20 protein-coding genes are annotated in these 20,725 nt (G+C 65.6%); 11 read left to right on the top strand and 9 right to left on the bottom strand.

The window, feature by feature from the left end:
* Positions 1-162: 162 nt before the first annotated feature.
* The 7 genes from FDY95_RS24680 (at position 163) to FDY95_RS24650 (ending at position 5,730) form a co-directional block, all read left to right on the top strand.
* Complete coding sequence (locus tag FDY95_RS24680) at positions 163-477, top strand: sll1863 family stress response protein (protein ID WP_111479058.1); 315 nt, start codon at positions 163-165, stop codon at positions 475-477.
* Between the two features lie 11 nt (positions 478-488).
* On the top strand, positions 489-827 hold the full coding sequence (gene bamE / locus FDY95_RS24675; RefSeq protein WP_138082181.1) for an outer membrane protein assembly factor BamE domain-containing protein: 339 nt from the start codon (positions 489-491) through the stop codon (positions 825-827).
* Between the two features lie 390 nt (positions 828-1,217).
* Complete coding sequence (locus FDY95_RS24670; RefSeq protein ID WP_171025842.1) at positions 1,218-2,177, top strand: alpha/beta hydrolase; 960 nt, start codon at positions 1,218-1,220, stop codon at positions 2,175-2,177.
* Between the two features lie 151 nt (positions 2,178-2,328).
* Positions 2,329-3,498, top strand: a complete 1,170-nt coding sequence (locus tag FDY95_RS24665; protein WP_138082177.1) for a sensor histidine kinase — start codon at positions 2,329-2,331, stop codon at positions 3,496-3,498.
* Positions 3,499-3,527: 29 nt separating this feature from the next.
* The gene (locus FDY95_RS24660) at positions 3,528-4,268 is read left to right on the top strand and encodes a LytR/AlgR family response regulator transcription factor (RefSeq protein ID WP_138082175.1); all 741 of its coding nucleotides are present in this window, start codon (positions 3,528-3,530) and stop codon (positions 4,266-4,268) included.
* A 108-nt stretch (positions 4,269-4,376) separates the two neighbouring features.
* Entirely contained in the window at positions 4,377-5,300 is a 924-nt protein-coding gene (locus tag FDY95_RS24655; protein WP_138082173.1) for a universal stress protein, read from the top strand.
* A gap of 145 nt (positions 5,301-5,445) precedes the next feature.
* Positions 5,446-5,730, top strand: coding sequence for a hypothetical protein (locus tag FDY95_RS24650; RefSeq protein ID WP_138082171.1), 285 nt, complete (start codon positions 5,446-5,448; stop codon positions 5,728-5,730).
* Positions 5,731-5,815: 85 nt separating this feature from the next.
* On the opposite strand, the gene paaN is transcribed toward FDY95_RS24650, so the two are convergent.
* On the bottom strand, positions 5,816-7,483 hold the full coding sequence (paaN, locus tag FDY95_RS24645) for a phenylacetic acid degradation protein PaaN (protein WP_138082169.1): 1,668 nt from the start codon (positions 7,481-7,483) through the stop codon (positions 5,816-5,818).
* 116 nt (positions 7,484-7,599) lie between these two features.
* On the opposite strand from paaN, the gene FDY95_RS24640 reads away from it, so the two are divergent.
* Positions 7,600-10,413 carry a S8 family peptidase gene (locus tag FDY95_RS24640; protein ID WP_138082167.1) on the top strand — a complete coding sequence of 938 codons (2,814 nt, stop codon included), beginning with the start codon at positions 7,600-7,602 and terminating at the stop codon, positions 10,411-10,413.
* A 39-nt stretch (positions 10,414-10,452) separates the two neighbouring features.
* On the opposite strand, the gene FDY95_RS24635 is transcribed toward FDY95_RS24640, so the two are convergent.
* Together FDY95_RS24635 and FDY95_RS24630 are read right to left on the bottom strand one after the other, a co-directional pair.
* Positions 10,453-11,763, bottom strand: coding sequence for a Y-family DNA polymerase (locus FDY95_RS24635; protein WP_138082165.1), 1,311 nt, complete (start codon positions 11,761-11,763; stop codon positions 10,453-10,455).
* Positions 11,764-11,768: 5 nt separating this feature from the next.
* Positions 11,769-12,251 (bottom strand): LexA family protein, encoded by a 483-nt coding sequence (locus tag FDY95_RS24630; RefSeq protein ID WP_212744954.1) that lies wholly within the window; start codon positions 12,249-12,251, stop codon positions 11,769-11,771.
* 291 nt (positions 12,252-12,542) lie between these two features.
* On the opposite strand from FDY95_RS24630, the gene FDY95_RS24625 reads away from it, so the two are divergent.
* Positions 12,543-12,737 (top strand): hypothetical protein, encoded by a 195-nt coding sequence (locus tag FDY95_RS24625; RefSeq protein ID WP_138082163.1) that lies wholly within the window; start codon positions 12,543-12,545, stop codon positions 12,735-12,737.
* An 87-nt stretch (positions 12,738-12,824) separates the two neighbouring features.
* On the opposite strand, the gene FDY95_RS24620 is transcribed toward FDY95_RS24625, so the two are convergent.
* Both FDY95_RS24620 and FDY95_RS24615 read right to left on the bottom strand, forming a co-directional pair.
* A complete protein-coding gene (locus FDY95_RS24620) occupies positions 12,825-13,352 on the bottom strand; it encodes a metal-dependent hydrolase (RefSeq protein ID WP_138082161.1) in 528 nt (175 codons plus the stop codon).
* A 64-nt stretch (positions 13,353-13,416) separates the two neighbouring features.
* On the bottom strand, positions 13,417-14,103 hold the full coding sequence (locus FDY95_RS24615) for a TIGR02117 family protein (protein WP_138082159.1): 687 nt from the start codon (positions 14,101-14,103) through the stop codon (positions 13,417-13,419).
* 209 nt (positions 14,104-14,312) lie between these two features.
* Between FDY95_RS24615 and FDY95_RS24610 the strand changes: the two genes are divergently transcribed.
* A complete protein-coding gene (locus FDY95_RS24610; protein WP_212744953.1) occupies positions 14,313-14,714 on the top strand; it encodes a hypothetical protein in 402 nt (133 codons plus the stop codon).
* An 86-nt stretch (positions 14,715-14,800) separates the two neighbouring features.
* Here FDY95_RS24610 and FDY95_RS24605 read toward each other — a convergent pair whose 3' ends face one another.
* The 3 genes from FDY95_RS24605 to FDY95_RS24595 all read right to left on the bottom strand — a co-directional run bounded on the left by FDY95_RS24605 (position 14,801) and on the right by FDY95_RS24595 (position 17,160).
* Positions 14,801-15,025 carry a hypothetical protein gene (locus FDY95_RS24605; protein ID WP_138082157.1) on the bottom strand — a complete coding sequence of 75 codons (225 nt, stop codon included), beginning with the start codon at positions 15,023-15,025 and terminating at the stop codon, positions 14,801-14,803.
* 86 nt (positions 15,026-15,111) lie between these two features.
* Positions 15,112-16,092, bottom strand: coding sequence for an ABC transporter ATP-binding protein (locus tag FDY95_RS24600; RefSeq protein WP_138082155.1), 981 nt, complete (start codon positions 16,090-16,092; stop codon positions 15,112-15,114).
* 54 nt (positions 16,093-16,146) lie between these two features.
* Positions 16,147-17,160, bottom strand: a complete 1,014-nt coding sequence (locus FDY95_RS24595; protein ID WP_138082153.1) for an XAC2610-related protein — start codon at positions 17,158-17,160, stop codon at positions 16,147-16,149.
* 405 nt (positions 17,161-17,565) lie between these two features.
* Here FDY95_RS24595 and FDY95_RS24590 point away from each other — a divergent pair, with 405 nt between their 5' ends.
* The gene (locus FDY95_RS24590; RefSeq protein WP_138082151.1) at positions 17,566-18,051 is read left to right on the top strand and encodes a hypothetical protein; all 486 of its coding nucleotides are present in this window, start codon (positions 17,566-17,568) and stop codon (positions 18,049-18,051) included.
* Between the two features lie 268 nt (positions 18,052-18,319).
* Here FDY95_RS24590 and FDY95_RS24585 read toward each other — a convergent pair whose 3' ends face one another.
* On the bottom strand, positions 18,320-20,605 hold the full coding sequence (locus FDY95_RS24585; protein WP_138082149.1) for an aconitate hydratase: 2,286 nt from the start codon (positions 20,603-20,605) through the stop codon (positions 18,320-18,322).
* Positions 20,606-20,725: the final 120 nt, after the last annotated feature.

The following is a 20,725-nucleotide window of genomic DNA, read 5'->3' as shown; positions in this document are numbered from 1 at the left end:
TAGCCGCCGCCCCGGCGCGGGCCGTGACGGCAGCGTTATCGTTGGGTTGCCGTTAGGTTGGTAACATGGATGGTTGCCGAAAGAGCATCTTTTCGGGGCCGGGGGCAGTACAAGGCCTACCCGCCGGGCGTGGCCGGCGGCCCTTCGCTCCCGCTTACTACCATGTCGTACGTTCCCAATCCTAACCACATGCGTGCCCCTCACCACCTGAGCACCGTCGAGCTGCAGCAGGCGCTGGACGAGCTGGACACCAAAATCAAGACCCTGCACGCCCGTGCCAACACCACCGCGGCCGGCGCCCCGCACCACTACCACGAGCACATTGCGGCCCTGGAAGTGAAGCGCCGGCAGCTCGGGGAGCAGCTCGGCGACGCCGACCGCAGCACCCCCGCCGACGACGACCGGAGCGGCAGCGTGTGGACCGACCTGAAACGCGGTATCGACACGCTGCGCGAGGATATCAGCAAGCTTTTCTAACCTCCGCCCCCATGCTAATCCGACGACTTTTTGGCCTGATGCTGCTCGTCCTGCTGGGCTGGGCCCTGCACGCCTGCACCGCCCAGGAAAGCTTCCAGAACGCGGAGCAGTGCCTGAAGGTGGACATCGGCATGACCCAGGAGCAGGTACGCCGCACCATGGGCGCCCCCACCGGCGACGACACCCGCCCCGACGGCGGCCACACCTGGTCCTACCTCTTCGGCAGCGCCACCGATACCCAGCCCATTCGCATCCTCTTCGGCACCGACGGTCGCGTGAGCAGCAAGGAGTGCGCCCCCCAGGCCCGCGGCGACGTGCGCCCCGACGCCAATACCACGAAGGCGGAGTAGCTGGGTAAACCCAGCACGTCATCCTGACGAAGGAACCGAAGGTCGACGTAGTCAAGGACCTTCCTCGCACCTTGCACCAACCGAAAAGCGCAGCCACCAACGCCCTATCGTCTGGGCTGCGGTGGCTGCGCTTCGGCATTATTGTGCCACACTAAAAATCGTCGGTGCTTGGACTGCAGCGGCGGTGCAGGGTTGGAGCAAGGTCCTTCCTTCGTCAGGATGACGGCCTTTTCCAAGCGCCACAATCAGTGGCAACCAGCCTCTGCCATTCGCCCCGGCTTTTCTGCCACTCGGCCCGACGCCTTACCGCTCGGCCAGGTTTTGCTTCCGCTCGGGCCAGGCTTGCGCCAATTTTGGGTCATCAACCACGCTTCCAAACCCCTGATGACCATGAAACGCTTCGCTACCACCCTGCTCACCGCCACCCTGCTGCTGACTGCTGCCGCGCCCTTCACAGCCCAGGCGGCCGCCCCGATGGCCTCCGTGCCCGCCGATAACCCCGGCCAGCATCCTAACTTCACGGTGCGCGTGGTGGGCAAGGGCCAGCCGGTGCTGCTGATTCCGGGCCTGACCTGCCCCGGCGCGGTGTGGGACGAAACCGTGGCCCGCTACCAGCAGCAGTACCAGTGCCACGTCATTTCGCTGGCGGGTTTCGGCGGCGCGGCGGCCCCGGCCAGCACCGAGCACCTGCTGCAAAACGTGCGCGACCAGCTGCTCACCTACATCCAGACGCAGCGGCTGCAGCGCCCGGCCATCATCGGCCACAGCCTAGGCGGCTTCATGGCCCTGTGGATGAGCGCCACCAAGCCCGAAGCCGTGGGCCCGCTGCTTATCGTCGATTCGCTGCCCTTCCTCTCGGCCATTCAGAACCCCAATGCCACCGTCGAAAGCGTGCGGCCCATGGCCGAAGCCTCGCGCCAGCAGATGAGCCAGGGCAGCATGCCCGCCGCCCAGCAGCGCCTGATGATGGCCAGCATGATTACCGATACGGCCCGCCAGACGGTGGCCATGCGCTGGAGCCGGCAGTCGGACCGCGCCACCGTGGGCCAAGCCATGTACGACATGTACACCACCGACCTGCGCCCGGACGTGGCCCGCATTCAGCAGCCGGTGCTGGTGCTCGGCGCCTGGGCGGCCTACAAGCCCTATGGTTCGACCAAGGAAAGCACCCGCGCCATCTTCGAGCAGCAGTACGCCCGGCTGCCCCAGCACCGCATCGAAATGTCGGAGGCCGGCCGCCACTTCCTGATGTGGGACGATACGCAGTGGTTTTTCGCCCAGGCCGATGCTTTCCTGCAACAGTACGCCCCGGCTACCAAGGCCAAAGCCGGCAAAGGCAAGAACAGCTAGTTGTCAGTTGTCAGTTGTCAGTTGTCAGTTGTCAGTTGTCAGAGGATACGCTGACGCGTCGTAGCCGGGTTGGCGCCCGCCCTGACAACCGACAACTTGCAACCGACAACTCGCAACTGCTAACTGACAACTCTCCGTTACCTTGCCCGCCATGTCCGCTACTTCGTTTGCCTCGCCCCAGCGCCGGCGCGTCTACTGGCTGCTCCAAACCGTTGGCTGGCTGCTGTATGGCGTGCTCGGACTGATTCTGGTCGTGGTGTTTGGCGGCCAGTACCGGCCGTTTATCCTACTGGTTGAGCTGTACGTGGCCCTGACCCTGCTCGGCCTCAGCCACGGCCTGCGCAACTACGCCAAGCGCCACCACTGGACCAACCTCTCACTCGGGCGGCTGGTGCCGCGCCTGCTGCTAGCCCACACCATCATTGCGGTGCTCAGCCAAGTGATTATCAGCACGCTTTCGGTTGTATCAGGCCGGCTTCTGTTCACGACCAATGCCGCGCAGCCCTATCAGTGGACGATGCTCATCGGCTACGCCATCAACGTGGAGTTTGTGATGTGGCTGTGGTCGACGCTGTACTTCGGGCAGCACTACCTGGAGCGCTACCGCCAGGGCGAAATCGACAAGTGGAAGCTGGCGGCGGCCGTGCGCGAGGCCGAGATGCAGACGCTCAAGGCCCAGATCAACCCGCATTTCCTCTTCAACGGGCTCAACAACATCCGCTCCCTCATCGGCGAAGACCCCGAGCGCGCCCGCCACATGCTCTCGCACCTCTCCGAGCTGCTGCGCTACGCCATTCAGCTGAACCGCACCGAGCAGGTGCCGCTGGGCCGCGAGCTGGCCGTGGTGCGCGACTACCTGCAGCTGGAGTCACTGCAACTGGAGGAGCGCCTGCGCTACGCCCTCGACGTGCCCGCCGACTGCCTCGCGGTGCCGGTGCCGCCCATGCTGGTGCAGGTGCTCGTCGAAAACGCGGTGAAGCACGGCATAGCCCCGCTGCCGGCGGGCGGCGAGCTGCGCATCGAGGGCCGCTGCACCGCGCAGGCGCTGCTGCTGACGGTGACTAACACCGGCCAGCTCACGCCCCACCCCACCGCCCCGCGCCCCGACGGCACCGGCACCGGCCTGCGCAACGTGCGCGAGCGGCTGCGCCTGCTCTTCGGCCCGCAGGCCGAGCTGCAGCTGACCCAGGCCACGCCCGACACCGTAGCGGCCACCGTGCGCCTGCCCTTGGGCAATGAACAATTATCAATGAGCAACGGCCAGCCGGACGCTGGCGCCGGGCTCGTTGCTCATGGCTCCACCAACGCGCGGCCCCGCTAACTGCTCATTATTCATTGCTCATTGACTCCATGAACGTTCTCGTAGTCGACGACTCCCGCCTGGCCCGCCAAGAGCTGCGCCGCCTGCTGCAGCGCCACCCCGACGTGACCGTGGTGGGCGAGGCCGCCAACGCCGACGAAGCCCAGCTGCGTCTGGCCGAGCTGCAGCCCGATCTGCTGCTGCTCGACATTCACATGCCCGGCCGCTCGGGCTTCGAGCTGCTGGCCGACCTGGAGGGCGCCGCCCCTCAGGTCGTCTTCACCACCGCCTTCGACCAGTACGCCGTGCAGGCCTTCGAGGTGAATGCGCTGGACTACCTGCTCAAGCCCGTGGACGAGCAGCGCCTGGCCGCCGCCCTGGCCAAGGCCCGCGCCGCCCTGCAGGCCGACCACGCCCCCGACGCGACCGAGCCCGCTGCCCCCAGCCGCGAGCTGCTGCGCGAAACCGACCAGGTATTCGTGAAGGACGGCGAGCGGTGCTGGTTTGTGCGCCTGCAGGACGTGCGCCTGCTGGAGGTGGCCGACAACTACACCCGCCTGCATTTCCACGACGTGCGCCCGCTCATTCCGCGCACCCTGCAGCAGCTCGAAGCCCGCCTCGACCCGGCGGTATTTTTCCGCGTCAACCGCCAGCAGATCATCAACCTGAAATGGGTCGAGCACATCGAGCCCTGGTTTAGCAGCACGCTGAAAATCCGGCTGCGCGGCGGCGGCGAAGTAGAAGTGTCGCGGCAGCAATCCACGCGCTTCCGCGAGGCGCTCAGCTTCTAGGAGGATTTTTTATAAATTACCTTGTTTTTAATATAACTTTAACAATCACCGCGTAGCTTTTTGGTACCTTGCGTGGCTGCCGCAGCTCCTTGGCGGTGGCTGCAGGCCATGACAACATTCAGCGTACTGATGAACGGCTCGGCCGCCGCCGACAATGCCCTGGCGTATGCCCTGACGCTGATTCGGCACCTGCGCAGCCATCAGCAGCCGACCGAGCTGCGCCTGCTGGCCGTGCTGCCCGCGGCCCACGACGCGGCCGCCGCGCACTTTCCGCTGCCGCCGGGCCTCTCGGCGGCGCAGCTCACCGCCCGCCTGTGTACCCAGGCCACCGAGCTGGCCGCGCAGGGCCCCTGCCGCCTCACGCTCATCACCCGCGACGTAGCCACCGAGCTACCCCAGTGCCTACACCCCGGCGCCGCCGACGTGCTGGTGGTAGGCCGCCCGTCCGATGAGGATGCCCGGGCCGCGCACCCGCTGTTTTACCTCTGCCGCCTGCTGCCGAATCCGCTGCTGGTGGTGCCCGTCGCGTTTGGCGCCACCACCGAAGTGCCTACGCGCCTGGTGCTCGATACCGACGGGCAGGCCGTGCGTCTGCCCGGCAGCGTCCGCCGCGTGGCCGAGCTGCTGCTGAGCCTGCGCCAGGATACGCGGGTGCTGTACCTGGGCAGCGGCCGGCGTGCCGCCACGCGGCTATTGGCCCAATTGGCGCCTTCCACCGTGGGCATCCACGTGTACACTGCCGGCGAGGCCCCGCCCGCCCCCGCCACGCTGCTCGCCCGCTTCGCCGAAATCGGCCTGCTCGGCGACCTGCCGCACACCCTGCACACCACTTACCATCCGTCGGTGGAAAGGGGCATTCTGCAGCTCGTCCAAGCCTGCGACGCCGACCTGCTGCTGTTTGTGGCCCGGCAGCGCACCCTGCCGGGTGAGCAGTTCGAGGCCAGCACCAGTGCCCAGCTCATGCTGCACAGCCCCATTCCCACGCTGGTGGTACCGGAGGCCGCGCCGGTGCGCTGGCTGCGCCGGGCCTGACAGTCTGAGCGTTGCCTCCAGGGTCGGCACACAATATTTCCCGGACGGGTATATCTTTTTCCGGCCGGATGCAGTAAAAGGGAAGGCGTGGTAACTAACCGATAAATTGGTACTTCGCCCTTCTCTCACTTTCTCTGCCTCCACCATGAAACCTCTACTATACCTCCTGGCCGCGGGCTGTCTGCTCAGCGGCACTGCCTGCTCGCGCGGCGACGCGGCCATGCAGAACCCGCACAACTACAAGTCCGTCTCAAACCGCGGGTCGGACCGCGCCAACGACAAGCGGCAGTACAAGCAGACCCGCGGCGGCAACGTGGGCCTGGGTCTTGACATGAAATCGAACAACCCTTACCAGTTTCGCACCGTGAAGGGCAGTAAGAAGTTCAAGTACAGCAACGGCAACGCCAGCCGCAAAGCGGCTTCCAATTAAAAATTGATAATTAAAAATGAAAAATGGACCGCCAGGGAAGCCCGGCGGTCCATTTTTCATTTTTAATTATCAATTTTTAATTGACCTACGCCGGCTCGCGGAAGCCTACCCAGGTGAAGCGCTTGAGCACAAACTCGGGGTTGGTGAAGGAAGCGTTGCCGGCCGGGTTGCCGCCGGTTACGTGGAAGTCGGAGAAGGCCGCGTTCTGGTTCACGTAGATGCCGCCGGTCAGGTTGAAGCTCACGGCGGTGCCCGCCAGGCTCATCTGGTCCATGATTTCCTCCTTAATGGCGGCATCGGTGGTGTAGGCCGCGCAGCTGATGGCGCCGTGCTCCCGCGCCAGCTCGGCCGCCAGGCGGATGCTCTCGTGCGTATCCTTGGTCTTGATGGCCAGCATGATGGGCCCGAACAGCTCCTGGCTGAACTGCTCCTTCTGCGTGGCATCGACCTCGTAGAGGGCCGGCGAGCAGGTGCGCGCGTTCTGGAACATCGGGTTTTCCACCGGGCCGTGGGCCAGCACCGAGCGGTGGCCACGGTCGGCCATCTGCGCCACGCGCTCATGCGTAGCCGGGTTCTGAATGGCGCCCAGCACGTGCGGGGCGGCCTTGGGGTTGGTAGCCAGGCCCTGCACGGCGGCGGCCAGCTTCTGCGTCACTTCCTCGAAGGGCACCAGGGTGTCGCCCACCTTCACGCCGGCGGCCGAGATGAAGAAGTTCTGCGGGGCGGTGCACATCTGGCCCGAGTACAGGCTCACGGAAAAGGCCAGGTTCTGGGCCACCTTGTCGAGGTCGTCGCAGGAGTCGAGGATAACCGAGTTGACGCCGGTTTTCTCGGTAAAGACGGTTTTGCCCTTGCTCTGCAGGCCCTCGATGTAGTTGCCGAACTCGGTGCCGCCGGTGTAGTCGATGAGCTTCACCGCGGGGTTTTCGGCCAGCTCCTTGGTGATGAGGTGGTCGTCGGCATCGACGGCCAGCTGGCAGATGGCGGCGGGCAGCCCCTTAGCTACCAGCACCTTCTGCACTTCCGCCACCACGATGGCAATGGGGAGCACGGCCTTGGGGTGGGGCTTGATGATGACGGGGTTGCCGGTCACCAGCGAGACGTACATGCCGGGCACCGTGTTCCAGGTGGGGAAGGTGGAGCAGCCGATGACCAGGGCCACGCCCTTGGGCACCGGGCGCCAACTCTTGTTCAGGCTGATGGTGAACTTGCCCATGGGCTTGTCCCAGCGCGCCTGCTCGGGGAAGCGCGTCTGTTCCTCGTAGCCGGCGGCAATGGCTTCCAGGGCGCGGTCGGCGGCGTGCGGGCCCGAGGCCTGGAACGACATCAGGTAGGCCTGCCCGGTGGTGTGCATGGTGGCGTAGGCAATTTCGAAGAAGCGCTGCTTCATGCCCTCCAGGCTCTCGATGAGCAGGGCGGCGCGGTCGGCGGGCTTCACCTTGCGCCAGGCGTCGAAGGCGGCCTGCGCGTTCTGCACCAGCGTTTCGGGGGCGAAGAAGGGGTATTTGATGTCCAGCCCGGCCTGCTCGTAGGGCGACTCTTCCTGGCCGGCCCAGCCCTGCGGCTCGCCCTGCTGCAGCTCCTGGAACGGCTGGCCGCGGCGGGCCGTGAAGGCTGCGCGCCCCTGGGCGTCGGCCTCGGCGCCGTACACTTCGGGCGCGGGGTTTTCGGGGTACGGGGCGAAGAACGTGCGCTGGTGCAGGGCCTGCACCGCGCGGTCCAGGATGGCCTGGTGCTGCGTTGTATCGGTCATAAACCGAGGTTGGGGAAATGCGGAGCGAAGTTGATCGAAAAGTTCGGAGCCGATGCCGGCTCGGGGCTAAATTTACGTAGTTAGGTCCGCGCTGCCCTATCACGTCACTTACCTCGATGAACCGACTCCTACGCCTGTTACTTGCCGCCTGCGCCTGCCTGCCGCTGGCTTTCAGCACCACCGCGCAGGCCTCGGCGGCCGGCGTAGCGCCCTCCCCCACCCTGCCCGGCACGGCTGTGCTGCGGCTGGCGGCGGGCGCGCAGATCGGTCAGCTCGACGCCGCGTTGCGCCAGCTGGGGGCCAGCGGGCTGGAGCAGAAGTTTCCGCGGGCCCTGGCCCCGAGCCCCAAACAGCCCGGCAGCGTGGAGCTGCGCGGTATCTACCAGTTTCGTTACGCCCCCGGGCTGCCGCTGAGCAAGGTGCGCCAGCTGCTGCTGAGCACCGGGCTGGTGAGCTACGTGGAGCCGCTCTACCAGCGCGCCCCGCTCTACCAGCCCAACGACCCGCTCTCGGACTCGACCATCGTCAACCAGGCGGCCACGCAGTATTACCTGAAGAAAACCCAGACCTACCGCGGCTGGGACCTGGACCGCGGCGACTCCACCATCGTCATTGGCATTACCGACACGGGCACGCGCTTCACCCACCAGGACTTGCGCGGACAAGTGAAGCTCAACTACGCCGACCCCGTCGACGGCATCGACAACGACAACGACGGCTACGTGGACAACTTCCGCGGCTGGGACACCGCCGACCGCGACAATGACCCGAGCGTGGGGCCGCCCTACGGCGGGCACGGCGTGCTGGTGGCCGGCTGCGCCGTGGCCCGCCCCGACAATGGCAAGGGCCTGGCCGGCGTGGGCTTCAACTGCCGCTACCTGCCGCTGAAAATCTACCCGAGCACCGCCGCCGGGGCCTTTGGCGGCTACGAGGCCATCGTGTACGCGGCCGACCACGGCTGCAAAATCATCAACGTGTCGTGGGGCGGCACCGGGGGCAAGTCGCAGTACGAGCAGGACGTCATCAACTACGCCGCCCTCAACCGCGACGCGGTGGTGGTGGTGGCCGCCGGCAACGCCAACGCCGAGCTGGACTTCTACCCCGCCTCCTACGACAACGTCATTTCGGTGGCCGGCGTCTCGCCCGCCGACCGGCAGGTGCTGACGTACAGCTACCGCGTGACGCTTTCGGCCCCCGGTGACCTGATTCTGACCACCTCGGCCGACCACGACAGCGCCTACGTGGCCGTGGGCGGCTCGTCCTTCGCCTGTCCCATCGTGGCGGCGGCGGCCGGGCTGGTGCGCCACCGGTTTCCGCAGCTGAACGCCGCCCAGGTGGCCGCCGTGCTGCGCCGCACCACCGATGACATCTACGCCGTGACGGGCAACACCACCATTCCCGGCCGCCTCGGCTCGGGCCGCCTCAACGTGCGCCGCGCCCTGAGCCTGGGCCCGAACCAGCAGGCCGTGCGCATCCGCGCGCAGCGCCTGAGCCGGGCGCGCCTGCTGCCCGCCGATACCGCTCGCCTCACCCTCACGGCCGAAAACCTGCTGCTGCCGGTGCAGGGCCTCACGCTCACCGTCACCTCACTCACGCCCGAGCTGACGGTGACCAGCGGCCCGAATACCCTTGGCAGCCTGGCTACCGGCGGCACCGCGCTGGCGCCGGTGCAGCTGCGCGTGGCGGCCGGCACGCCCGTCAACACCCGCGGGGTGCTGCGCTGCCGCTTCACGGCCGCCGGCGGCTACCAGGATGATCAGTACGTCCTCGTGGAGCTGAACCCGGACTACGTGGTGCTGACGGCCAACGACCTGCACCTGACGGTGACCAGCCGCGGCAACCTCGGCTACGAGGGCACCAACAACGAAATCGGGGCCAGCATCACCTACCGCAACTCGGCGGTGCTGCTCTCGGAAGGCGGGCTGATGGTAGCCACGGGCCCCACCAAGGTGATGGACCGCCTGCGCAGCGCCCCGCTCTACACTTCCGACTACGATTTCTTCACCCGCCAGGCCATTCGCCTGCTGCCCCTGGCCACGGCCGACCAGCAGGCCGCCGGCATGTTTCAGGATTCCTTGCCCAGCCTGAGCCGGGGCCGCACCCTGGGCGTGCGGGTGCGGCAGCGGGCCCTGGCCTACGCTGCCCCGGCCGCCGACCGTGACTACGCCATCGTGGAGTACACCGTGCGCAACGCCTCGGCCGATACGCTCAAGCCATTGCACGCCGGCCTGTTCATGGACTGGGACCTGCCCGCCGAAGCCGCCCGCAACGTGGCCGCCTGGGACTCGACGCGCCTGCTTGGCTACGTGGCCAACGCCGCCCAGCCCGCCGCCGCCACGCTCTACGCCGGCGTGCGGCTGCTGCGGCCCGATACCCGCGCCGTGGCCTCGTATTACGCCCTCAACAACGCCGCCGGCAGCACCGCCCCGGTGTACTTCGGCGACGGATTTTCCTCGGCCGAGAAGTTTCTCACCCTCAACAACCGCGCCCGGCAGCGCACCGCCGGCGGCTCCGTGGGCTCCGACGTGTCGCACGTAGTCGGCGCCGCGCTGGGCCGCCTCGCCCCCGGCGACTCCGTGGTCGTAGCCTTTGCCGTGCTGGCCGCGCCTTCGCTCACCCAACTGCAAGACGCCGCCGACGCCGCCCAGATTCGCTACCTACAGGTGCTGCCGACGCGCGCGGCCGCCGCGCCCCTGGCGTGGCAGGTGTATCCCAATCCCACCACCGGCCGCCTGCGCGTGGTACTGCCGACGGCAAGCCCCGCCCGCCGCGTGGAATTGCTCGATGCCCTGGGCCGCAGGGCAGGCAGCTGGGCCGTGCCAGCCGCCAGCAATGAGCTAGACCTTAGCGGCGTGGCCCCGGGCGTCTACTCGCTCCGCCTCAGCTCGGCTGCTGGCGCGGAAATACGCCGCGTGGTGGTGCAGCGGTAAACACCATCAGACCAGCGCCTTCCCTCAACTGACCGTTGCCTAGCTGCGCACCGCCCACAGCTGCTGCCAGTCGGTGGTATACAGCGCCGACATCATGTTGCGCCGCCCTCGCCAGAGCTTGTCCCCGGCGCCGGTGGCGGCGTGGCGCACGGTGCCGCGCCCGAAGCGGGCATTCAGGGCATCGAGGCGGGCCATGAGCTGCTGGCGCTGCTGCAGCTGCTCGGCCGAGTGCCCAAACATGCTCAGCTGCGCCTGCCCGGCCGGCTCCAGGCCGCTCAGCGTCACGCCCGCCCGGTGGTAGGCCGTGCCGGGGCGCACCAGCTGGCGCAGCTTCTGCAGCGCCACCCCGATTAGCTCGCCCGTGTCGCTTGTGGCGGTGGGCAATGTCACCACGGCCGTGTGGGTGCGCGGGCCGCTGCCGGGGGCGTATTTGTCGGTGCCCAGCAGCACGGTGAGCACGTGCGCGGCCAGGCCGTGGCGGCGTAGCTTCTCGGCGGCCTGGCTGGTGAAGGTGGCCACGGCTTCGCTCAGCGCCGCGAAGGAACGTTGGGGCTGCCCGAAGGAGCGCGTACACGTCACGCTGTGTCGGCCCGGGGTGGGCTGCCCGGGCTCGGCGGCCAGCTCGGCCGGGTCGAAGTCCAGGCAGATTTGCCCGCGCAACTCCCGCCACAGCCGCACGCCCACCACCCCGCCCAGGTGGCGCCGCACCCAGCTTTCGGAGGCTTCGGCCAGGTCGGCGGCGGTCTGCACGCCCGCCCCCATCAGCTTCGGCGCGTAGCGGCGGCCGATGCCCCACACGTCGGCAATGGCCGTTTGGCTGAGGGCGGCCCAGCGCTGCTCTTCCGTGGCCAACACCAGCACGCGCTGCGTCGGCGGCTGTCGGCGGGCCAGACGGTTGGCCAGCTTGGCCAGCGTCTTGGTCGGGGCCACGCCCACGGCCGTCGGAATGCCGACGTGCTCCTGGACAGTATTCCGAATGGCTTGGGCATAGGCGTCCAAGCCTGCGTCGGCGCAGTATTGCATGCCGCTCAGGTTCAGGAAAGCCTCGTCGATGGAGTACACGTCGACTTCGGGCGTGAACTCGCTGAGTACCCGCAGTACCCGGCGCGACATGTCGCCGTAGAGGGCATAGTTCGAGGAAAACACGTGCACGCCGTGCTGCTGCAGCCGCGGCCGGGCCAGGTGGTACGGCTCTCCCATCGCGAAGCCCAGGGCCTTGGCCTCGTCGGAGCGCGAAATCAGGCAGCCGTCGTTGTTGCTGAGCACCACCACCGGCCGCCCTTCCAGCTGCGGCTGAAAAACCCGCTCGCACGACACGTAGAAGTTGTTGCAATCGACCAGCGCAATCATGGCCGTCAGGGGCGTTTGCGCGGCCGGGCGGCCGTAGGTACGGCCCGCGCTTTCCGGTCGCGGAAGGAGTGGATGACGTGCGTGACCACGCCGAAAATCACCAGTTGGCAGCCCTCGTTGAGCCGGATGATGGGGTAGCGCGGGTTGTCGGGCTCCAGCCAGGTTTGCTCGCCCAGGCGGCGCAGGCGCTTCACGGTGTGCTCCCCGTCGAGCACGGCCACCACGATGCTGCCGTCCTGAGGCTGCAGGGCCCGGTCGACGGCAATGATATCGTCGTGGCGGATGCCGGCGCCGGTCATGGAGTCGCCCGACACGCGGGCCAGAAAGGTGGAGGCGGGATGCGTGAAGAGCATTTCGTGCAGGTTGATGGGCGCGTCGAGGTGGTCGTCGGCCGGCGAGGGGAAGCCCGCGGGCACGGCGCAGGCAAAGAGCGGCAGGGTTTGACCGGCCCAATCGGTACCAACGGAAAAGGGGGTAATGCGCATCATAGAGCGGGCCGACCCGCGCAGTTGCGCCGCCGACGCCGCTATTTACTAATAATTTTAGTAATTGGTTTTCAAAGGCCGCTTGAATAGTTCCGCGACAGTTGACTTTTTTTCTACAAATCCCAACTTCATCTGTTTTTCATCCCATTAAAAACGAGTTAATCGAGAAAAAATCTTCCTTTATTTCTACCTAATTTTTTTAGTTGTTACCAAATATCCGTATTTTTGGATATGCGCAGAACGAAGAAGAGTCAGCTTCCAACTCCCCTCCCCGTCCAGCAGTATGCCCGTTGCGTGGACGCCACCAGCCGCCCCACCGACCACATCGGTGATTGGCCCCTGGCGGGGCAGGTGTACCCGGTAGAATACCGCACCAACGCCCGCACCGGCCTGCCGCAGGTGCACGTGCTCGGCTTCTACGCCGAGCGTCCGTACGGCGCCTTTGCCGCCCGCCGCTTCGAGCCGCTGGCGGAAGTGTGGCTGAACTAACCCCCTTTCCTCCTTACTCCAACCCTTGTCCGGCCGCCCGCAGCGGCCGTTTCCTTTTGTAGCCCCCGGGCCGGCTCACCGTTTTAGTCAAGCTCGGCGGCGCCCTAACTGCGCGGCCACTACGGCCAGCAAGGTGGGCAGCCAGAGCCACTTGAACTCGCTTAGCAGCGTGGCCACGCCGCGGGCCGAGAAAAACCCGCCGCCTACCGGCGACACCCGCACCGGCCGCCAGGGCAGAAAAAATCGCTCGGCGCTGAACGGCGCCAGCAGCGCCACCCCAAGGCCGCCGTTGGTGAGCATGTCGAGCAGGGGGTGCGTGGCCGTGGCCAGGGCAAACCACAGCGCCAGCGGCGCGCGCGGCCGGGCATCGGAACGGGGCCAGAGGGCGTAGGCCATCAGCAGCCCCGTGAGGGCCGCGAATACCAGGGAGTGGGTGAAGCCGCGGTGCCCCCACATGCTCGCGTAGGGAATGCCCAGCCGGAAGGTGACGGCATCGAAATCGGGCAGGATGGCGCACAGGGCCGTGAGCCACCAGAAGCGGGCAGGCTGCCGCCGGGCGTGACTGATACGGCCGAGGCCGGCGGCCACAAGGGCGTGGGTGAAGATGGTGGGCATGGCGGGCGAAAGAGGAGCGGCAAATACGCCGCCCCGCACCACAAAGCCAAGCCCGCGGCGGCCCCTATCGGTAATGCCGGAAAATGCCCTGGTCGAAGGGCGTCCAGAGGGCGGCGCGCTGCCCGGCGGCTTTCAGGGCGGCGTTGGCCCAGGAGTTACAGGTGTAGAAGAGGTTGTAGGTGCCCTGGGCTTCGTAAAACGCGTCGTAGCGCCCGTAGCTGTGGCCTTCGATGTGCCGGGCCCGGCCGCGCCGGTCCAGCTCAAAGCTGGCCAGGATAAAGCGGATCAGCCGGTTGTACTCGGAGCGGGTGAGGGTGATGCGCACGCACTCGGGGCCTTCGGGGGGGCGGTGGTGGAAGGTGGCGTGCATAGCGGTGGTGCTCAGCCAGAACATGGCCTCGAAGGCCACGCGGGGCTGCAGCTCGGCCCAGGTGGGCGTGTTCAGATAGAAGCCCTTGTCGCCCCAGCCGAAGCCGAGGTAGTCCATGGTGGGGTCGGCGGCGGGCGTGTCGGCGTAGGCAATCAGGCGGCTCCAGTCCATCTGCGCATGGCGCACGGGCACCACGAGGTCGGTGTGCACGCCGTTGGAGAGAATGAAGCATTCGACCACTTCGGGGCCGTCGGGTGGGCGGCGGCGCACCGGAATGCGTGAGAGAGTGAGGGCCGCCAGCCCGTACAGGGCCAGGGCGCCGAGCAGGCCGCCGCCGGCGTAGGCCGTGGCTTTGGCCGCTTTGCGTAAGGGGTTGGTCATTGCAGAATCGGCCGGTTTGCCGCGGCCGGCTGGGCCTCATACGGCGAACGGCCAAGCCCGGCGGTAGTCATCGGCCACGAAATTATCCGGCTGCCGTACCCGGCGCCGCTGCCAATCAGCCCGTGGTGCAGCAACGACAAAAAAGCGTGGCGGGCAACGCAGGCAGAAGCTCGGCGTGTATTTTTGGCTTCTCTCTTACCTTACCTGCAATGCAACCGGCTGCCAACGACCCGATTTACGCCATTCCGGCGTCTTTCCGCCGCATGGAAAACCTGCACATCGTCTTCTGGCTGCTCAAGGACGTAGGCTGGTGCATGATCTGGAAGCCGCTGGGCCTGACCATGATAGTGCCCACGCTGGCCATTGCCTGGCGCACCCGGCACCTGGCCTCCGAGCTGGCCCACAACCTGGCCATCGTGTTCTGGATTTCGGCCAACTCCTACTGGATGATCAGCGAGTTTTTCGGCTTCGACACCGTGCAGTTCGGCCACGGCATCACGGGCAAGCACCTGGCCATCATCCCGTTTACCCTGGGCTTGCTGGTGCTGGCGTATTACTACATAGTCCAGAAACCGCGCGAAACGCGCGCCACGCAGGTAGCTACGCTGTAGCCCGGCGCCACCGTTCTTTTGAAACAACGCAGGGCCGCTTCCCGGGAAGCGGCCCTGCGTTGTTTGGTCTGGCTTTAGGCAGGATGCTACTCCGGTTTGGGCTGCTCCCGGTTGCCTTCCATGCCGTTGGTCTGGTCACTGTCGCCGTAGCTGCCGCGCTGGCCGCTGCCGTCGCCCATGTGGCCCTGGGTGATGACGGGCGCCGACTCGTCGGAGCCGGTGCCGTGGTCGACGGGCTGCTCGCTGCGGCGGGCGGCGGCCTCGTCGGCTTCGTTGGGGATGCTGTCGGATGCTGCGGGGTCGGGTGTCATGGCGTGAGGAGGAAAAAGCGTGAGGGCCGTTCGGATTGAAGCCGGCTGCTTTTGCTGTACGGCCCGGCGCCGCCCCGGTTCTGCCGCTACAGCGGCCAGCCGCCTCCGGCCACCACGCTCACGCCTACCCGCGTGCCCGGTGCCAGGCCGCGCTCGGTGGTGCGCAGGCGCACGGCCAGGCCGCCCGCCAGCTGCACCAGCAGCTCGTAGTAGCTGCCGAAAAACCGTACATCCTGCACCGTACCCGGTACCCCGGATTCGGGCCCGGCGAGCCGAAAATCCTCGGGGCGTACCAGTAGGCGCTGGCCTTTCTTGACCTCGCCCGGCGCCACGAAGGGCCGCGCCGCCGCGCCGGGCAGCAGGTTGTAGTCGCCGAAGAGGGCGGCCACGTACTCGCTGCGGGGCTGGCGGTAGAGCTGCTCGGGCGGCCCCTGCTGCACCACGCGCCCGGCCTGCAGCACCAGGATTTCATCGGCCCACGACAGGGTATCGAGTGGGTCGTGGGAGACGAGCAGGTAGCTCAGGTCGAGCTGCTCGCCCACGTCGCGCAGCACGGTTTTCAGCGTCTGCTTGTGGGCGCTGTCGAGGTTGGAAAAGGGCTCGTCGAGCAGCAGCAGGCGCGGGGCGCCGAGCAGCAGCCGGGCCAGGGCAATGCGCTGCCGCTCCCCGCCCGAGAGCTGGTTGGTTTTGCGCGGCAGCAGGTGGTCGATCTGGCACAGCTCGTAGAGCGCGGCGGCCTCGCCGGGCCCGAGCTTGTCGGCGTAGCGCAGCACCTGCTCCACGCGCAGAAACTTGGGCAGCTCAAACTGCTGGGTGAGGTAGGCAATGCCCGGGTGGCCCGGAATCAGCTTTTCGTGCGGGTCTTCCACCAGCTGCCCCTCGAAGTGCACCGTGCCGGCCGAGGGGGCGGTGAGCCCGGCAATGATCTGCAGCAGCGTGCTTTTGCCCGCGCCGGTTTCGCCGGCCACGGCTATTTTCTGGAAGCGCCGCTGCCGAAAACTGATGTCGCGCAGGCCGTTGGCGCCTGCTTCCTGAAAATTGATGCCTGAAACCGAGAGAAAATCCATACCAGCCGAAAACGCGAAGCTACGACGCCCCTCGGCAGTTCGCCGGCGGCGGGCCTACGGCTGCCGCGTCAGGTTTTCCAGCTCGGCGGTAAGCAGAGCTTTGAGGCTACCCTTTTTGCCCTGTTCCGCGCCGCTCATATTCAGCGTTTTGGCCCCGATTCGGGCCGTTACCAACAGCGCACCACCCGCCGTTTCGCGGATTTCGTACCGGGCCGAGCCGTTCTGGAAACGCAGGATCAGGCCATTGCCCGTTTTGTGCAGCGTGAAGGGCTGGGCTCCCTCTGCCTGGAGCGCCGGGTAGCTGAACTCCACGCTTTCATCCTTGCGCAGCAGCGCGTAGTACAGCGTGGTGGAATCCCGGGCGAACAGGACGACCCGCTTGCCGTTTTCGGCCAGCTGAAACGAGCAGATTTCCTCCTCGCCGCTGGGGTACAGTTCCCGCCACTCCGTCGACACTAGGCGGCGGCCGTTCCACTCCTCCCGGGAGTACGTCACGAAGGGGTCCTGCGACTGGTCTTCCCGGTAGCGGCTCACCACCATCAGCTCGTTGTTTCGCACGCTGAACTGGGTTTCTTCCCCGCCCCAGGAGCCGGTTTGCTGCACGCTGATTCGCTTCCGCGCGGCGTCCACCTCGAACATGCCGCAATAATTCTGCGCCAGGTCGGTAAAGGCTTCGCTGTGCGCGAAACCGGTGGGCGTTGCCAGGTACACCTGAAAGGACACGTTGCCGCGGCAGCTGTTGTGTCCGTCCTGAATGGCCAGGTCCTTGCGCCCGTCGAAGTTGAAATCCTTGCTGATCAACCAGTTTTGCTCGGCGTAAGGCAGCCGGGTGGCGGCAGCACCGGGCCGCCGATAATCCGGCTCCACGTACAGCTCCGTCGATTCCAGTTTTATCAGCGCCTGCTTGGTCTGGTCGTACACGGCTATCCAGCCAACGCCGCTGGTGTCGTTGTCGACGTGGATGCGCGCGACATACTGCGGCGAGAAGTCATCAATAAGGTATTCGTGCTGGGCTTGGACCCTGAAGCCGGCCAGCAGCAGCGGTAGAACCAGTAAATAACGCAGCATACGCAGAATAGGCATTGGAAAACCGCTTCCACCAGCTAGTGGTCGAAGACCTGCTTGCGGTAGTTCACGCCCCAGTCGTGCAGCATCAACATCACCTGTTTCAGGATGGGTGCGTAGTCGGTGGCCACGTACTCAATGCGCACCGGGTCCTCCCCCCGGTCTTCAGCAGTAGATAATCTACTTTGCAGATGATGAGTGGGAATCCGGGTGAGGGCTACACTAACATGCTCTCAGCATCCCAAACGTAGTCATTCGTGGCTAATGGGCATTCAGTAGATTTGCTATACTTCCGAATCGAAAGTAGCAGATTTTCGCGCACGCTTTGTCAGCTCCAGGGATAGTTAATTCCCGAACAGCCATCCGTAACGTCCTCCCCCTTTTCTCCGCAACGCAATTCTTGTCCTCATGAAAAAACAAGTACTCCTCACGCTCTTCCTCATGGTTGTCGCTTTAGGACTAAAAGCACAGTCGGTGGCTGATCTAGATGCCCAGAATGGCTTTCGTGACGTGGTTTTTGGCACTGACCTCAGTGTGCATCCAGAAATGCAGTTATACCTGGACGGGTATAAGCACCAATTGTATACACGGCGCGGCGATAAGCAGGCATTTCCAGGGGCAGAACTAGTAAATATCACCTACTACTACCGCAAGGGCAAGCTAGATAAGATAGACATGACCATATCTTCCTTAGAAAGGGAAAAATATGCTGCCGCCGTTTTGAAAGCCCTCACGGCTTCGTATGGCCCTGGCAAGTCGGAGCCGGATGAGTTCAACCGAAGCACAAGAACGGTGTGGAGGGGGGAAAAGGTAACGATGGAATTTCACCTGAATCTGACGACCAAGCTATACGAAGTAGTTATCGAACCACGGCCCGTTTCGACACCTAACTAACCAGCTGGCCTCCCGCCCCTGGTGGTCGGGGCAACCCCGTACAGCCTAACTCGTCGGCCAGCAACAGATTGCTCCACAGGCCGCCCTAATGGCCAGCTTACTGCACGCCGTGGCTGATGTAAGTGCAGATGCAAGGCTAGCCTGGCCCCGTGGACGAAGGTCCGAGCAGGACCGTCATCATGTTCTTATAACCGGATCTGCCACAACGCAAAACCGGCCGCCTCCCTCGCGGGAAGCGGCCGGTTTCTGCTTGTAGCCTCTTGGCAGCCTAAGCTACTGGCTGGGCCGACTGCTGCAGGCGGATCAGGTTCAGGGCCGAGCCGGCTTTGAACCACTCGATCTGGCCCTCGTTGTAGGTGTGGTTCACCGTGATGAGGTCCGTGTCGCCGTCGGCGTGGTGCAGGCGGATCTGCAGGGGCTTGCCGGGGGCAAACGCGGTCAGGCCGATGATGTCCACCGTGTCGCCTTCCTCGATCAGGTCGTAGTCGGCCTTGTTGGCGAAGGTCAGGGCCAGCATGCCCTGCTTCTTCAGGTTCGTCTCGTGGATACGGGCAAACGACTTCACCAGGATGGCGCGCACGCCCAGGTGGCGGGGCTCCATGGCGGCGTGCTCCCGCGAGGAGCCTTCGCCGTAGTTTTCGTCGCCGACCACGATGGTGCCGATGCCCATCGACTTGTAGTTACGGGCAACCTGCGGCACGGCGTTGTACGACTCACCCTGGGCCACGTAATCCCGCACGCTGTTGGCTTCGCCGTTGAAGGCGTTGGTGGCGCCGATCAGCATGTTGTTCGAGATGTTGTCGAGGTGGCCGCGGTACTTCAGCCAGGGGCCGGCCATCGAAATGTGGTCGGTGGTGCATTTGCCCTGGGCTTTGATCAGCAGGCGCAGGCCCGTCAGATCGGTGCCTTCCCAGGGTTTGAAGGGCTCCAGCAGCTCCAGGCGGTCGGAGTTCGGGTCGACCAGCACCTGCACCGAGGAACTGTCCTCGGCCGGGGCCTGGTAGCCGGCGTCTTCCACGGCGTAGCCGCGGGGCGGCATATCCACGCCGTGCGGCTCGTCGAGCTTCACCTGCTGGCCGTCCTTGTTGGTCAGGGTGTCGGTCAGCGGGTTGAAGGTCAGGTCGCCGGCAATGGCGAAGGCCGTCACGATTTCGGGCGAGGCCACGAAGGCGTGGGTGTTCGGGTTGCCGTCGTTGCGCTTGGCGAAGTTGCGGTTGAACGAGGTGATGATCGAGTTGCGGCGCTTGGGGTCGTCGGTGTGGCGGGCCCACTGGCCGATGCACGGGCCGCAGGCGTTGGCCAGCACCACGCCGCCCATCTGGGCGAAGGTGTCGAGCAGACCGTCGCGCTGCACGGTGTAGCGCACCAGCTCCGAGCCGGGCGTCACGGTAAATTCCGCGTTGACGGCCAGTCCTTTCGACACGGCTTGCTCGGCGATGGAAGCGGCGCGGGTGATGTCCTCGTACGACGAGTTGGTGCACGAGCCGATCAGGCCTACTTCCAGCTTCTCGGGCCAGCCGTGCTCTTTAACGGCGGCGGCAAACTGCGAAATCGGCCAGGCGGCGTCCGGGGTGAAGGGGCCGTTGACGTGCGGCTCCAGCTCGGAGAGGTTGATTTCGATGAGCTGGTCGTAGTAGGTAGCCGGATCGGCGTACACTTCCGGGTCGGGGCGCAGGTGCGCGGCCACGGCGTTGGCAGCATCGGCAATTTCCTGGCGGCCGGTGCCGGCCAGGTAGGTCACCATCGACTGGTCGAAGGCGAATACCGAGGTGGTAGCCCCGATTTCGGCGCCCATGTTGCAGATGGTGGCCTTGCCGGTGCACGACATGTTTTCGGAACCCTCGCCGAAGTACTCGACGATGGCGCCGGTGCCGCCTTTCACCGTCAGGATGCCGGCGACTTTCAGAATCACGTCTTTCGGCGAAGCCCAGCCCGACAGCTTGCCGGTCAGCTTCACGCCGATGAGTTTCGGGAATTTCAGCTCCCAGGCCATGCCGGCCATGACGTCCACGGCATCGGCACCGCCCACGCCGATGGCCAGCATGCCGAGGCCGCCCGCGTTGGGGGTGTGCGAGTCGGTCCCGATCATCATGCCGCCGGGGAAGGCATAGTTTTCGAGCACCACCTGGTGGATGATGCCGGCGCCGGGCTTCCAGAAGCCGATGCCATATTTGTTGGACACCGAGGCCAGGAAGTCGTAGACCTCCTTGTTTTCCGAGTTGGCAATGGCCAGGTCTTCGGCGGCGCCTTCTTTGGCCTGGATCAGGTGGTCACAGTGCACCGTGGAGGGCACCGACACTTTCACTTTACCGGCTTGCATGAACTGCAGCAGGGCCATCTGGGCGGTGGCGTCCTGCATGGCCACGCGGTCCGGGGCGAAGTCAACGTAGGAAACGCCGCGCTCGAAAGACTGGTCGGGCGCGCCGTTGTAGAGGTGGGCGTATAGGATTTTTTCGGCCAGCGTGAGGGGGCGGCCCACTACGCGGCGGGCAGCTTCTACTCGCTCGCCCAGACCGTTGTACACGGTCTTGATCATTTCCAGGTCAAACGCCATGGGATATCAGCGGGAAAAGGGTGACAAAACCAAGCCTAAAGCGGCTAAGGCGCAAATATAGGCCCCGCCTCACCGGCCGGCAAACTTTATATTCGCCGCAAGGTTGTACGCGGGTTCGAC

The organism is Hymenobacter jeollabukensis, assembly GCF_005771675.1.
In the GTDB taxonomy this organism is placed as follows: Bacteria; Bacteroidota; Bacteroidia; order Cytophagales; family Hymenobacteraceae; genus Solirubrum; species Solirubrum jeollabukense.
The sequence above is the reverse complement of the archived record's forward strand: the minus strand, read 5'-3'. Positions and strand labels throughout refer to the sequence as shown.

Bases quoted from the DNA above. Each gene is read 5' to 3' on its own strand.
- FDY95_RS24670 (WP_171025842.1), top strand. From the start codon at position 1,218: ATGAAACGCTTCGCTACCACCCTGCTCACCGCCACCCTGCTGCTGACT.
- FDY95_RS24635 (WP_138082165.1), bottom strand. From the start codon at position 11,763: ATGATTGCGCTGGTCGATTGCAACAACTTCTACGTGTCGTGCGAGCGG.
- bamE (WP_138082181.1), top strand. From the start codon at position 489: ATGCTAATCCGACGACTTTTTGGCCTGATGCTGCTCGTCCTGCTGGGC.
- FDY95_RS24650 (WP_138082171.1), top strand. From the start codon at position 5,446: ATGAAACCTCTACTATACCTCCTGGCCGCGGGCTGTCTGCTCAGCGGC.
- FDY95_RS24630 (WP_212744954.1), bottom strand. From the start codon at position 12,251: ATGATGCGCATTACCCCCTTTTCCGTTGGTACCGATTGGGCCGGTCAA.
- FDY95_RS24605 (WP_138082157.1), bottom strand. From the start codon at position 15,025: ATGACACCCGACCCCGCAGCATCCGACAGCATCCCCAACGAAGCCGAC.
- FDY95_RS24595 (WP_138082153.1), bottom strand. From the start codon at position 17,160: ATGCTGCGTTATTTACTGGTTCTACCGCTGCTGCTGGCCGGCTTCAGG.
- FDY95_RS24665 (WP_138082177.1), top strand. From the start codon at position 2,329: ATGTCCGCTACTTCGTTTGCCTCGCCCCAGCGCCGGCGCGTCTACTGG.
- FDY95_RS24610 (WP_212744953.1), top strand. From the start codon at position 14,313: ATGCAACCGGCTGCCAACGACCCGATTTACGCCATTCCGGCGTCTTTC.
- FDY95_RS24680 (WP_111479058.1), top strand. From the start codon at position 163: ATGTCGTACGTTCCCAATCCTAACCACATGCGTGCCCCTCACCACCTG.
- FDY95_RS24620 (WP_138082161.1), bottom strand. From the start codon at position 13,352: ATGCCCACCATCTTCACCCACGCCCTTGTGGCCGCCGGCCTCGGCCGT.
- FDY95_RS24590 (WP_138082151.1), top strand. From the start codon at position 17,566: ATGAAAAAACAAGTACTCCTCACGCTCTTCCTCATGGTTGTCGCTTTA.
- FDY95_RS24640 (WP_138082167.1), top strand. From the start codon at position 7,600: ATGAACCGACTCCTACGCCTGTTACTTGCCGCCTGCGCCTGCCTGCCG.
- FDY95_RS24600 (WP_138082155.1), bottom strand. From the start codon at position 16,092: ATGGATTTTCTCTCGGTTTCAGGCATCAATTTTCAGGAAGCAGGCGCC.
- FDY95_RS24615 (WP_138082159.1), bottom strand. From the start codon at position 14,103: ATGACCAACCCCTTACGCAAAGCGGCCAAAGCCACGGCCTACGCCGGC.
- FDY95_RS24660 (WP_138082175.1), top strand. From the start codon at position 3,528: ATGAACGTTCTCGTAGTCGACGACTCCCGCCTGGCCCGCCAAGAGCTG.
- FDY95_RS24585 (WP_138082149.1), bottom strand. From the start codon at position 20,605: ATGGCGTTTGACCTGGAAATGATCAAGACCGTGTACAACGGTCTGGGC.
- FDY95_RS24655 (WP_138082173.1), top strand. From the start codon at position 4,377: ATGACAACATTCAGCGTACTGATGAACGGCTCGGCCGCCGCCGACAAT.
- paaN (WP_138082169.1), bottom strand. From the start codon at position 7,483: ATGACCGATACAACGCAGCACCAGGCCATCCTGGACCGCGCGGTGCAG.